Raw genomic sequence first — 14225 nt, forward strand, 5'->3', positions numbered from 1 at the left:
TTAATATTAATCAAATTTGTATATGTTTTTTTCTTTTCCATAAAAAAAACCTGTATAAGATAGATTTTATCCTATACAAGTAGTATCAACAAGCCAAAAATTTTATTAAATTTCCCAGTAATCGTCTAGTATAAGCTTATCTGACTCAATAAAGTTATATTTTTCTAAGTCTTTCTTAGAAATCCATTCCCAACCTACAATACTTGTATGACAAGACACTTTTTCTCTTAAAACACATGTAAATACAATATTTGATTCCTCATCATTTATTTTATATGTGGCAAATTCTTTAATATCAAATCCTATAGTCTTAAGTTCTTCTTTAAGTATTCTATGTACACACTTATCTAGTGTCTCATTAACTTTTTTGTTTTTTCCAACTAGACTCCATAACTTTGGCTCATTCTTTACAACTTTTTTCTGAACAACTAAAATATTTTCAAAATCATCCTTAACAATAACTTCACAATGCGTAATATTACTCATGATAAGTCCCCCTCTTAAAATCATTCTATTAAAAACAGTTTTCTCTTAAATTTATTATACTATATTTTTGCAAAAAACTTTGTTAATTTTACTTTAATAAAAAAAAGATGTCGAAACTTTCGACATCTTTACATTCTATTGCTCTCTAACGCATATTTCTCTAATAACTAATGTTGACCAATTTTCTCCATCATTAGATATCCACTCTGCATCCATATCCATAAATTTAAGCCATGCATTTAAACCAAATGTTTTTCTAGTTACATTTGCAAGTCTTCTTCCATGAACTTGCTTGATTTCCTCTAAAAGGTCACCTTGTTCTTTTTCATTTAACTCCTGATCTAAAAGAGGTCTTATTCTCTCACAACACTCTATGTATGATTTTGCATCTTCAAAATATAATTCATCAGCTACAACTTGTCTTTCTTGATTTAAGTAATCCATAGCCTCGTTTATCTCATCTGCATTTGATAAGTGTTTTTTAGCTATTCTTAATGCCTCTAAATCTCTATCTAATCTTGAAACTTTTTTCTCTAATTCGTAATGTCTCATAATATCTTCCTTATTAAGTAAACTTATCATCTTTATTAATGATAGTGTTTTTATTATATCATTTTAATTGTATTTTTTCATTTAAATTTAACAATAACAAATTTAATTTAATTTTCTCTAGCTCAAATGCAAAGAGTAAATTAAATTAAATTTGCAATAAAGTCCAAGCAATACTATAATTAGGTATTATTTATAGTACGGTGAAATACCCACCACCTATAGAAGTGGGAGAATTCTCTCAAATAAAGTTAAATTTTGAAATCATTTAACAAATTGTCCTAAAACAAATTATTATTTTGTTAACATAGTCATTTTGATATGATTTTGCCATTAAAATAAGGTAAAATACTATTAGTAAGAATGATTTATTTTAAACTAAGGAGAGTATAAATGAATATTTCTAATAAAAAATTAAAAAAAGCTTTAGAGCATTACAAAAATGGGGAATATGATAGTGCTTTAAAAATTTGTGAAAAATTTCTTGAAAAGGAATATAGCAACGAAGAGGCTTTAGCCCTTGAAGGTGATATTTTGTACAAGCTAGGTCGTATAGATGATGCTATTGTTACTTGGAAAATCAACTCTGAATATAACAATAATGAAGAAGCTACACTAAGACTAGCCTCTGTTGATAAAGAAAGAAAAGAACTTGCTTTAAGTTATACTAGTATACAAAACATGAGCAGTGAAGATAGAATTCTTCTTGAAAATGCTTATCGTGAAAATATAGAATTAAAAAAACAAGTTGATAATAGTGATTTACTAAATGCAAATGGCAAATCTCCAAAAGAATCTATTTCTAATAGTAATACAGAAATAGAAACTCTTGTTGAAATTTCAGAGCCTAACATTCAAACAGATATTGACTTTGAATCTCATACAACACCTATTTCAGAACATATTGATGATTTTCAAAATGAAATCAAACCAATTTCAGAGTCTGAAGAACCAGTCTTAAATATAGAAGAGCCAAAAGAATATCATGTTATAGAAACAAATATAGATGATATTATAGAATCTGCTCCTTCTACTTCTAATGAGCCAGAGGCTGTTGATTTAGAAGAATTTAAAGCTAGAATACAACACCTTGAGGATTCTTCAGAACCTAAAGATGGCGTTGATGATGCTAGTAATGCTCAGAATACTATAAAAACTGCAGTTAATGATTTACAACAAAAAAAAGTTTCTAATCATTCTAAGAAAAAAATCATTATTACTACTGCAGCTGCAATTGCAATAATAATTGTAGCAGTATCTTATAGTAAACTTCATTCTAGTAAGATACCTACTGATAATTCTGCTAGTTTAAATCAAACAAAAGCTGTAGCGCCAGCTAAAAAAGATATAACTAAACCAGCAGATACAACTACTGCACCTAAAATGTTAGATGCTACACAAGCAAAGCAATTTGTAAGTGATATGCAATATCTTATTTCAGCAGATAGTATTGATGGTATAAATAATGTACTTATTAGTACACCAAAAAGTAGTATTCCACAAAGTGCTATGGCTGAATATGAAAAAGCTGAAACTTTCATGAAAACAACTGGATTAACTTATTATAATGATAATGGAATGGCTGCCTATAAAAATGGTGATTATTCAACTGCAATAGATTACTTCAAAAAAGCTAAACCATATGCTAAAGATGATTTTAGAGGACCAACTATGTTATTCCTTACAGCTGTATCATATGAGAAAAATGCTGACATGACTAATGCTATTACTACTTATAAAGATTTCTTAGCAACTTACCCAGATGCTCCAAATTATGGACCTGAGTCATTATACTTCTTAGCTAATTATTATTCAAAAAATAATAATCCTACAGAAGCAAAACAGTATGCTAACACTCTTGTAACTAAGTATCCATCATCAATGTATAATAATGATACTATTAAAACAATTTTAAAATAAACAAAAAGCAAGTGAAATTATTTTTCACTTGCTTTTTCTATCTAAATCATCTATTTCATTTTTATATTTGAATTCATCTTTATACTTGAATCCACTGTTGGGAATAATTGATTATAAAAATTATCAAAGCCTGAATCATCAAGTTTAACCTCTAGATCATCATTCATATAAAACTTACTCATAGTTTGTACTATTAAATCAAATTTCTTAATATTGTTTTCTTCTAAAAGAACCTCATAAAGATATGCTAAGTGATTTTGCATATATGTTTGCATTTCCTTTAATTCATCATCACTAACCTTACCTTGTTCATTTAATTCTTTTATTTTACCATTTCTAAAAATAAAATATGTTGAAGCCTTTGCAATTGATGCAATATGCTCTTTAGCTAATTTATTATCCATAAATTTAATTCTCCTATCTATTTTAAAATAACTTTTGTCCTTTTTTATTTAACTATAAAATCCAAATAAAAACAAGTATTCTAACTACTTAAAATAAATAAATTGTTGTCTATTTTATAAATAAAAATTTATTTTCAAACTTATTTTCTGTAATTGTATCCCTAAAACTCAAACATCTTTTTCCTCTATAAGCTAATGGAATAATATCTACATCCTCTTTGAAATCACAATTATCTAATATTACAGTGTCAAACTTTTCTGATTCTAATTCTATTTCTTTAGATATATATTCTTGATTAACTATTTGCAAAGTATTATCTCTAAAAGCTTTTTCTAATATTACATGTACAATCCTCATGCGTTCATCTTGCATATCTTTAATTTTTAAAGAGCTAGAATTTTTATACTCTTTTAATATATCTACATCATACTCTTTAGCTATTTTTGAAATTTCATCTGATATTCTAAATAATATTAGTTTTTCAATTGATCCTTTCAAATTTTTATTTTTATATAAATACTCGACTAGGGCTGATTTTAATAAGTCCCATGAATTTATTGTATTTAGTGTATCTTTATTAACTACAGATAATTCTATACTACTTATTTTGCCTAAAATTTCTTCCTTAAAGGTATCTTTACAAAGGATTGATATTATATCTTTGAAAATATTTTTATCTAACTGTGCTAATATCCTATAAGATTTTTCTAACAGTTTATATAGCTCCATAATAGAATTTATTTCCTGACGTTCTTTCACTTTATATAGTTCTAAATCTTCTCTTCTTTTTTCTTTTTGCTTAGAAGAATTAAATATATTTTTAATACTCCATGTATTTTTATCTTCTATCAAAAGTTCTCTATTTTTTTCTCTTGCTATCTCACTTCCTAATTCTTTAAGCTCATTAAGGTTTAATAGTTCACCTTTTTTCTTAAGTTTAAAAGTTATTTTTTTATAATATCCTTTATTCTCATTACATTGAATTTCTGATACCTTTAATATTTCTTCTATTGATTTTTTTATATTATTTAACTCTTTATATGAATGAGGGTACTCATTAAATGTTATAAATCTATCTTTTAAGTTTCTATAATTTTTATATTTTTCTATATCATCTAATGTTATACTATACAGTGCTTTGATCAGTTCTTCATATCCTACATTATCAATATTTAAAGTTTTTTTATATTTAAAATATTCCTCTTCATCACAAATACTATAGTCTTTAACTATTTCACACATTTCCTTCACACTAAGATTAATATTTCCTTTTACATTCATAATTTTATTTATCTCATTATATTTTTTAATTATATTATCTTTTTCTTTTAGTATGCTAATAGTTTTATTTATATCTAACTTAGAAAGCATATTTGCATTATCATCATCTAAATAAGTATTTTCTTGCCCTAATATTTTTTTTATTCCTAAAGTATCTTGTGTGACTATTAAAACACTATCCCCTGATAATACAGAACTAACTAAAATTTCATATATTTTTTCTTTTTTTTCACTTCCTATAATCAAAAAATCTACTCTTTGCGCAATCATCTTCACAATATCTCTATCTCTTGAGCTAATATATAAATTATTTTTTGAATATATATTCTCGTAATTACATATCCCACCATTTATCAATATATCCATTCTTTTTGTTAGACTACTATTTATATTTTTAATTATTTTTTCAAATTCAGTTATTTCTTTTTTCTCGACTATTGTTTTTTCTACCGGAATATTTTTTTCAACTTCAATATTCAAAGCTACTATAGCTTCTATAGTCTTATTATTAGATTTAAGGGCTTGAAATATTTTTTTGATACTTTGATCATCAATACATCCTATATTACTATTCTCACCCTCTAATCCTTCTAGATTGACCATTGTATCCTCACTAATTATATTCTTTATATACACTCCCTTTTGTTTAATAATTATTTCTACTGGATATACAAAAATAGGATTATTAAAATCATTTTTTTTAATAAATGGATATCCTATATATATCAATTGATTATTAAGTACTTCTAGGCTTCTCTCTACACCTTGAAGTTTCTTTTTATACCCTACAAATTTTAATCCTATATCTTCTAAAATATCTTCTTTTTGATTTTGAAACCTTATCTCTAATGACCTCTTTTTCTGCTCTTTCTCACCTCTTTTCATTCGAGATATCATAAAATCAACTTTTTCTCTAAGTTCCTTTATTTGACTTGCTGCTGCCTCTTCTTTAATAACTTCAAAACTTTTAAATATTAAAAATTCTTCTTCACTCTTTGATTTTAAATAACTTACTATTTCTACCTTCTTAATTTCAGTTATCTCAGTAATACCACTTATATTAAGAATAGTATCTTTATTAAAACTTAAATTTTCAGCTCTCAAAATCCACTCACCTCAAAACATTTATTACTATATAGTTATTCTAATAGGTCCAAAAAATTCACTACTTCACGCAAAAAAAAGACAAGCTAAAATTTAGCTTGCCCTTTTATCTTTTTATCTTTTCTTTTTTATTATTCTTTTTTATAAAATTTGTTATATCTTCAAATAATATATTTTTCTTACCTTTTAGATAATAATATAAAACTGGTACCATTATAAGAGGGCCTGTACTTCCAGCTACTATATCTTCCATTGTATCTTGAAGACTTCCCCCTTGAGAATTAAGACCTAAAAGCTTATCTCCTGTAAACTCCCACATTTCCCAAATAGCTGTCATTGCAACTGCAAATAGCAGTGCATATGTAATTATAAGCATAGGGCTAACATTATCCTTCTCGCAATTATTTTGAAGTAAAAATATCATATATGCTACTAAAAATATTACTATTCCTGAAACTGCATGTAAAAACAAATCCCACCATGAAAATTTCCCATAATAATTATTAAGTTTTCCAAGAAACATTGATACAAATATAAAGAACTGTACTGTTACATTCAAAAAAGGTGATGCCTTAAATTTAAATGCCTTCATAATAACTCTTGGAAGTGCCATTACCCCAGCTGTCATTATCCCATTAATTATATAATTTTGTTCACCTGTGATCGCTCCATAGATTATATAGCCCAATATTGCTATATATAATACAGCCTCAAAAATAATATCATATGTAAAATTTTTTTTCATAATATTCCCCCAATAAGTTTTAATTTATCACTTCTCTTTAGTTGTTTAATTGAATACTCTCTTTTTTGTGCATCCCTTTTATCTTCAAATTCCTCACTATAACTTAATTTAACCGGTAATCTAGCTCTTGTATATTTTGCACCTTTTCCTTTATTGTGCGTATCTAACCTTTTTTCTAGATTGTTTGTCCACCCAGTATATAACGTTCCATCTACACACTCTAAAATATATACATAATTCATCATTTTCTCCTATTCTTTTGTATATCTAAATTATAACTTATTTACCTTAATATTTTTAATAACTTTTTGTTAAATAATTTTTTATTCTGTATTAAAACAAAAAAAGATTATCATCAAACTTAGAAGTTAACTTCTAATTTGTGATAACCCTTTTATATAAACTAAACTACTTTATGACCTTCTTTTTCTTTTGAAACAGATTTTGACTTAGTTTCTTTTGCAATATAATATAGTGGTAAAGCTAAGAATACTGCACCTCCAACAAAATTACCAAGAGAAACCCATAACAAATTATGCATAGCACCGCCAATTGATACTGCAAACTCCCCTGCTGGCATCATAAGTGACATTGAGAATAATGACATATTTGCTATACTATGTTCAAATCCTGATGTTATAAATGTATACAGACACCAGAATATCATAATTAGCTTTCCTGATTCACTTTTTAATTTATAAGTACACCAAGCTGCTAAACAAACTAAAATATTACAAAGAATTCCTTTGAAAAATAAATCCATTGATCCAGTGTTCATTTTAAGTTCAGCTGAATGCATAATGTACTCTTCCACATAACTTGTTGCTGCATGTGACTGCACATAAACAAATGCTCCTATAACTGACCCTATAACATTTCCAATATAACTAGCTATCAAAATTTTAAGCATATCTAGAATAGAAACCTTTTTATATAACGCCCCTATTGTCATAACAAGAGAATTACTTGTAAACAAATCTACCCCTGCCATCATAACAAGACTAAGTGCAACCCCAAAAGATACTCCCATAATGATTTTAGTTCCTCCAAAATCTGCATGGTCTAATATACCACCAACTGAGTATAAAAGCATAACTCCAAGCCCAACAAAAAGACCCCCTAATAAAGATATAATTATGTATTTTAAAATACCTTTATTATATAATCCTATTTTTTTTTCTGCTGAATGACATATCGCATCCATTTCTTCTTTATACATTTTTATCCCCCTAAATTTTAAAACATTTCTTACACATTATAATACTTTATGAAAATTTTAACAATGTATTTCATTTTAAGTTTATAAATATATAAATAAAATTTAACTTTTACAAAAAAATATAGCTACCAAAATGGTAGCTATATTTTAAATATCATTATTTTTTTCTAAATTCATAGAAAGAGTTAAATATTTTAAAGATTCTCGAAGTTCACCAATTATGTGGTACATCTCTGCCATCTCTATATATCTTTCCTTTTTTTCCTCTACCGTTGCAAACTTAATTAAAATATCAGTTGCAAGATTCATATTCATTTCCCACTGTATAAGACTTCTATCAAGTCTATTAAGCCTAGCTTTATAAAGATAACTTTTTTCTATTAAGAAATAATTATTTAACTTTATGGATAGTTCTAATACTTCCTCAGAATAAGGTCTAGTAGCTTCTGCTCTATTCATTTCTAATAAGATTTTAATAATTGATATCATAAGTTCTATATACCCATAAATATCCGTTTTAACAACCTGTTTTTTAACACCTGTTAATATATCAAAAGCTTTTTCTTCATCACCATTTAAATGATATATTCTAGCAATAATAATTGCTACTTTTGAATATTTTAATTCTTCTTTTTTTGAATAAGAATTAAATATTTTTTCAAAAGTTTCAGTTTCTTTTTGAAGTCTCATTTTCACAGCAAATAAAAGTCCATTTACAAGTACTATTTGTTCTTCTGATTTTATTTTATCCTCTAAATATAAAATCTCTTCTAATAAAGATTCAGCCTTTTCATATAATCCACTTGAATAATATGTTAGTCCTAAAAGGATACTATTATCTATATAGCACTCCATCTCTTTTGATATTGTGTAATTAAATATATGATTTCTAGCTCGACTAAAATATGTGATAGCATCACTATAATTTCTTCTTACTAAAAAATATCTTGCTAAATCTTCATAATAAATTTGTTCTTGTTGCTGATTTAAATCATTAAATTCGTTATAAATATTTACAAGTTTTTTCAATTCTTCAAATTTTCTACATTTTGTATATTCAACAAATAATATATGAATAAATTTTAATGCTAATTCTTTATATTCCTTTAATATACAATAATCTATTCTTTCTCTAATTCCAGCAAAATCTGATTCTACCATATTTGATTGTTTATTGTAACTCGCTATACTACTTTCAAGTTCCATAACATCATCATATATAAGATAATTTAAATCTAAATCTAATCTTTCTGCAACCATTTCTAATACCCAAGTCTCTGGTTTTATTTTATCATTTTCTATACAACTCATTTTAGAAATAGAAATATCTTTCTTACATAACTCTTTTAATGTTACACCTTTATAAATTCTAGCTCTTTTTATCTTTTCCCCTGTTGATAAGAAGTTCATATTTACCACCTATTTCACCCAAAATATATTTATTTAATTTTTTATTATTCCAATTTTCTTTAAACTATTTATACCTTTATCTAAATATTTAGCTGACTCATAATCTCTTTTAAGATCTAAATAGAACTTTCCAAGTATTATACAAATTTCTGCATTTCTTTTATCTAACTCATTTTTCTCAGAAATATGTAACATGTCTAAAAGTATAAATTCTGCCTTTTCAACATTTTCCTCTAATAAAGCAACTCTGTAATTCAAGAAATTATAATCCAGAATTTTTTCTACATCATCAGATTCTAGCTTTTCTTTTATAGCTTTTAATGACCCGTAACATTTATCTATCTCTTTAAGTTTTATATAATTTTCACAAATATTAATCAAAGTATCTACTAATTTATCATCATTAGAATCTTCTCTCATCTTTTTAGCCTTTTCATAATGCATAAATGATTCTTCTATGTTATCAAACTCATAGAATAATTTACCTAATGAATTTTCTATCTCTGAGATATTATCCTCTTGATTTAACTCTCTATATATTTCCAAACTTTTTTTAGAATATATAATAGAATTTTCTATTTCACCAGCCTCATTATATTCTTCACTTAATAATGCTAATGTTTGTGCATATTTCTTTTTGTCATATACCTTAACAAACTCTTCTTTTGCTAAAAATGCAAAATTCATAGCCTGTCTAATATCATCTAATAAGAAATAAGTTTTTGATAAATAATAGTGTATCTCTCCAAGTAATGTATCCTCAGTAAGTTTATTTGCAATATATATTTTCTCTGCTTCTTTTAAATATGAATTTGATGAATGATATGCTTTTGACTCTAAACTTAATTTTCCAACTTTTAAATAAGTATTTACCATATCAGCATAACTTGATGTTTTAATAAATAATACATTTGCTGCTAAGAAGAACTGTTGTGCTAATGTATAATCATCTTCATTTAAATAAATTTCTGCTCTTAAATAAAGATTTTTAGCTTTTCTATACTCTAAATTGTATTTTTCAGCATAATATAATGCACTTTCAATATGCTGTTCTGCTTTTATTTGATTTCCTTCTAATATATATCTTTCTGCTGTTTGTTCAAAGAATAAACAGATTTTTTCTGCTTGTGTTTTTTCTGACTCCATCAAATATTCAACTGATGTGTCTAATGTGTTTGCTAAATATTCTAAAAGATCCATCGATGGATTACTTCTACCTGACTCAACAAGACTTATTTGACCTGGTGTAATTCTATCCCCCGCTAAGTCCTTTAATGTCATACTTAATTCTTTTCTTTTACGTTTTATCTTCTCACCCAATGATAATATTTCCATAATTCAATCATCCTTTAACCCGTTATATTCATAAACTTAGTTATATATATATCTTATTATATCACATAATTCTCTATATTTTTACATATATTCTTTAAGTTTTTTTAAATAAATTAGCCGATTTACACACAAAAAAGGAGAAAGTTAACAACTTTCTCCTTTTTTATATATTATTTTAACTTTTCTTTTACATCGTCGCAACAATCTTCTAACATACAACATGTTTTTTTACAAAATCTTTTTATTTTTCTTTGTGTTTTTCTATCCAATGTTGGTAATACCGCAATTCCTATAGCTGCTCCCATAATTGTCCCAGCTGCTATACCTTTAAATAATTTTCCCATACACAAAACACCTCTTTCTTTATTATTACAACCTTAGTATCTGTAATAAAGGTGTTTTTTATTTTAGTATTTTACTGGAATTTTAATATTCCTCTAAAGCTGCTTTAGCTAGTCTATCAGCCATATCATTAAATTTATTTCCACTATGTCCTTTTATCTTCATAAAATTAACTTTAATTTTCTTCATATTCTGAGCCATAAACTCATTATACTTCTGTGTTAAAATTTTATTTCTTTTCCAAGTTCCAAGAGCCCAGCATTCTATTCCTTGATAATCGAAACAAATGGTGACTTCCTCATACTTATTCTTTAGAGCATACTCTACCGCTTTCATCGCGCCCATAACTTCTCCTGATACGTTTCTAAGTGCAATTGCATCTTCATCTTCTCCAACACCCTTATCCGTATGCAAAATCTCCCCATCTTTAATAGCTACAAGTCCAAAAGAAAAATTCCCTTTATGTAACATAAAACTACCATCTACATAAATTCTTAATCCATCAAAAACTTCAGAATCTGAATCTCCTATAATTTCTTCCCCTGAAGCTGTTCCACCTGCTTGTAATCTTATAAATTCTTTAGCCTCATCAATATTCTCAAAACTTTTGTATATAGCACCCTTTGCACCTATTACTTCTTTTTGACATGCTGGCCATGACTCTAAAATCATCGCAACTCCTGATTTACCTTTTGCAACAGCATAATACTTCTTCTTTGCCATGCCTGTTCCACCTTTCTACGCAAGTGCATTTATTACATCATACACTCTGTTTAAATTTTTAGCACCTGTAAAATTAGATAAATATTCAACTGCACTTGTAAGCATAATTACAAGTTCTCTATTTCCTTGCCAATTCTCAATTATTATCTCCATAGGGATATCTTCTATCATTCTAGTTAGCGCAAATAAAATAATTGCTACATCATCAATTTTACCTATTATAGGTATCTTATCCGGTAGTATATCAATTGGAATAATTGTATATCCTAAACTTACAGCTAGTATTGCCTTAGTTTTAGTTGGTACTCTTTTATCCTTGAACAATCTTGCAACTAGAGCAACTATATCTGGTAAAAACATTATTATATCTGAATATTCTTTTGCCTTTTCCGGAATTTTCTCAACTGCTTTTTCTCTTCCATGAGTATACATATCTTCAATCTTATTAACCTCAAGATTTAAAATATAATCCTCTTTTTCTTCTTGTGTTAAAACATCTTCATCAATTTCAACTTTCTCTTCAACTAAAATAACTGGTTTCTTTGAAATCATATCACCAAGTAATAAATCTATTTCTTGGACTTTTACTTCTAAAAAATCATTTGCAACTATTGCACTTGCTAAATTAAACTTAATTATTTTAACTTCCTCTAATATTTTACTTATATCTATAGTTATTTTATCACTAGCTAAAAGTATTCCTCGCTCCTTAAATCCTTTTAATGCAAGTTTTAAACCTATTTTTCTAAAAGCTTTCATAACCCCTATTTTCATTAGAGACACTTTTTTAAGCCTTATAGTTAGATTATTATCATCAACACCTACTATATCTACTGTTGCACTAAACCCAAGAGAAAGTATTTTTTTAAAAGCTCCAACTACTTTTATATTATTACCTTCTATTACTATATCCTTTATAGTTAAGCCTTCTACCTTTACAAAATCATTTATTATACTTTTAATATCTTTACCGCTGAGTTTTGTATTTACCTCCGATATATACATTGAAACTGCCTCCTAATTTTAATTAACCATTTTTTCTTCTTTTTTCTTACCCATTTTTGAATTTAATAACTTTATACAATCCACATCAATATAATCAAATTTAACATCTAGTCCATCCCTTATTAATTCAATATTATTTAATTCAAAATCTATATCTTTAAACTTACATTTTATAACATCTAAATTTATACTTATAATATTTTTATCAATACTTACAAATCGACCTAATGATATTTTATTATTTTTACTTGTAATTATTTTTTCTATCACAGAGAATAAATTGATTTTAAGCGCTTTTACATCATTTATTTTTATAGAAATTTTTTCTTTTTTAACATCAACTATTGAAATACTACAAATAAAATCTAAGGTGAACATTTTTTTAATGCTACCTCTAATTTCAACATCAGATTTTTTGAATTTAATTTCATTAATTGATATACCTTCTGATTTTATCCCAAAATTTAAAAGTTCTTTTATATCTTTTTCACTAAAAAATAAAACTGCATTTTTCACTTTCATAATTTTAAACTCCCCCCAAAACTTTAAACAACACTTTTCACTAAATATTTTTTCAAAATAAAATATCCAATAGAAACTCCTGCAACCAATCCCCCGATATGACCTGCATTATCAATTCCTGTACTACTTAGTCCAATAACTAAATTCATAAAAATTAAAAATACTATATCTCTCAAATAATTTTTACTTATACTATTTTTATTCCTATTTAAATATGCAAATATAAACATAACTCCTAAAAGTCCAAATATTGCACCTGATGCACCTACTGAAAGTCCTTGTGAAAATTTAATACTAAAAATACACCCAACAACTCCAGAGATTAGATATATAACTATAAACTTTGTTTTCCCAAGTAAGTTTTCAACATTACGTCCTAAGAAATGCAATGCATACATATTAAACGCTAAATGAATTATACCTGAATGTAAAAACATATGGGCTATTACTCTCCATAGTTCTCCCTCTTGTAATATTAAATAATTCACCTTAGCACCAATTATATATAAAACCCTACTATCAACCTCAATAAGATTTTGTATAAATCCACCACTTATCATAGTTCCAACAAATATACTAACTAAAAAGACCCAAATATTAATTCCTAAAAGGCACTTAGTTACTATAGGAGTTTCTTTATTAACTTCTAAAAACTTTTCTTTCAAAGATTTCTTTTTTATCACCGGTCTACTTAAAATTCCTTGTAAAATTATAACTATTGGTTTTGAAATTTCATTATAATCAATAATTTCTCTTTTACTTATATTAATTCTTATTGGATTTTTAATAATACTTTTTTTGTTTTCTTCATTAGTTTTTAATAAAATTATATTGTTTATTGTTGGAATTAATTCTTTTTCTAGAAAGTATTTTTCTAGAAATTCATTAATCGTACTAGCTGTATCTTCCTCACTTATAACTGTGATATATACATTTTTCTCATCTAATTTTTTCATAGCAAACCAAACAGTTTGTCCTTCTAAAATTATTTCATCTACCAAAAACGAATACTTATTTATTAATTCATTAAAAACATCTTTTTGAAATTTACTTATTTTATCTTTTTTCATTTGTCCCCCTAAATTTTAGATAAAATTTACAATTCTTTGCATTATAATTTTAACATTTTTTAAAATAAACTGCACCTGTCATTTTTATAAAAAAAAGTGCCATTTTCCA

General features: G+C 26.1%; 15 protein-coding genes. 1 reads left to right on the forward strand and 14 read right to left on the reverse strand.

The features are described 5' to 3' along the window. Positions 1 to 105 precede the first annotated feature (105 nt). Entirely contained in the window at positions 106 to 486 is a 381-nt protein-coding gene (locus Q0V24_RS02145) for an NUDIX hydrolase (RefSeq protein WP_297518284.1), read from the reverse strand. A gap of 135 nt (positions 487 to 621) precedes the next feature. Then, the gene (locus Q0V24_RS02150) at positions 622 to 1038 is read right to left on the reverse strand and encodes a hypothetical protein (protein ID WP_297518287.1); all 417 of its coding nucleotides are present in this window, start codon (positions 1036 to 1038) and stop codon (positions 622 to 624) included. Between the two features lie 390 nt (positions 1039 to 1428). Here Q0V24_RS02150 and Q0V24_RS02155 point away from each other — a divergent pair, with 390 nt between their 5' ends. Further along, a complete protein-coding gene (locus tag Q0V24_RS02155) occupies positions 1429 to 2955 on the forward strand; it encodes a tetratricopeptide repeat protein (RefSeq protein WP_297518290.1) in 1527 nt (508 codons plus the stop codon). Between the two features lie 50 nt (positions 2956 to 3005). Here the strand turns inward: Q0V24_RS02155 and Q0V24_RS02160 are convergent, their stop codons facing one another. From Q0V24_RS02160 to Q0V24_RS02215, 12 genes are all read right to left on the reverse strand, one after another. Continuing rightward, a complete protein-coding gene (locus Q0V24_RS02160) occupies positions 3006 to 3359 on the reverse strand; it encodes a hypothetical protein (protein ID WP_297518293.1) in 354 nt (117 codons plus the stop codon). Positions 3360 to 3468: 109 nt separating this feature from the next. Next, positions 3469 to 5745 carry a hypothetical protein gene (locus Q0V24_RS02165; protein ID WP_297518296.1) on the reverse strand — a complete coding sequence of 759 codons (2277 nt, stop codon included), beginning with the start codon at positions 5743 to 5745 and terminating at the stop codon, positions 3469 to 3471. 106 nt (positions 5746 to 5851) lie between these two features. After that, the gene (locus Q0V24_RS02170) at positions 5852 to 6490 is read right to left on the reverse strand and encodes a hypothetical protein (RefSeq protein ID WP_297518298.1); all 639 of its coding nucleotides are present in this window, start codon (positions 6488 to 6490) and stop codon (positions 5852 to 5854) included. Then, positions 6487 to 6732 carry a GIY-YIG nuclease family protein gene (locus Q0V24_RS02175; protein WP_297518301.1) on the reverse strand — a complete coding sequence of 82 codons (246 nt, stop codon included), beginning with the start codon at positions 6730 to 6732 and terminating at the stop codon, positions 6487 to 6489. The genes Q0V24_RS02170 and Q0V24_RS02175 overlap by 4 nt, the downstream gene beginning before the upstream one ends. Positions 6733 to 6893: 161 nt before the next feature. Next, positions 6894 to 7709: a formate/nitrite transporter family protein gene (locus Q0V24_RS02180; protein WP_297518304.1), complete on the reverse strand. Its 816-nt coding sequence runs from the start codon at positions 7707 to 7709 to the stop codon at positions 6894 to 6896. Between the two features lie 147 nt (positions 7710 to 7856). Beyond that, complete coding sequence (locus tag Q0V24_RS02185; protein ID WP_297518307.1) at positions 7857 to 9119, reverse strand: helix-turn-helix transcriptional regulator; 1263 nt, start codon at positions 9117 to 9119, stop codon at positions 7857 to 7859. Between the two features lie 33 nt (positions 9120 to 9152). Beyond that, on the reverse strand, positions 9153 to 10454 hold the full coding sequence (locus Q0V24_RS02190; RefSeq protein ID WP_297518310.1) for a helix-turn-helix domain-containing protein: 1302 nt from the start codon (positions 10452 to 10454) through the stop codon (positions 9153 to 9155). Positions 10455 to 10624: 170 nt separating this feature from the next. After that, positions 10625 to 10798: a YtxH domain-containing protein gene (locus Q0V24_RS02195; protein ID WP_297518312.1), complete on the reverse strand. Its 174-nt coding sequence runs from the start codon at positions 10796 to 10798 to the stop codon at positions 10625 to 10627. Between the two features lie 82 nt (positions 10799 to 10880). Beyond that, positions 10881 to 11519, reverse strand: coding sequence for a ribonuclease H family protein (locus Q0V24_RS02200; protein WP_297518315.1), 639 nt, complete (start codon positions 11517 to 11519; stop codon positions 10881 to 10883). 15 nt (positions 11520 to 11534) lie between these two features. After that, positions 11535 to 12524: a DUF1232 domain-containing protein gene (locus Q0V24_RS02205; protein WP_297518318.1), complete on the reverse strand. Its 990-nt coding sequence runs from the start codon at positions 12522 to 12524 to the stop codon at positions 11535 to 11537. Positions 12525 to 12542: 18 nt separating this feature from the next. Next, a complete protein-coding gene (locus Q0V24_RS02210) occupies positions 12543 to 13046 on the reverse strand; it encodes a hypothetical protein (protein WP_297518320.1) in 504 nt (167 codons plus the stop codon). A 23-nt stretch (positions 13047 to 13069) separates the two neighbouring features. Further along, complete coding sequence (locus tag Q0V24_RS02215) at positions 13070 to 14116, reverse strand: rhomboid family intramembrane serine protease (RefSeq protein WP_297518323.1); 1047 nt, start codon at positions 14114 to 14116, stop codon at positions 13070 to 13072. Positions 14117 to 14225: the final 109 nt, after the last annotated feature.

It is taken from the genome of uncultured Clostridium sp., from assembly GCF_947039605.1.
GTDB lineage: Bacteria > Bacillota > Clostridia > Clostridiales > Clostridiaceae > Sarcina.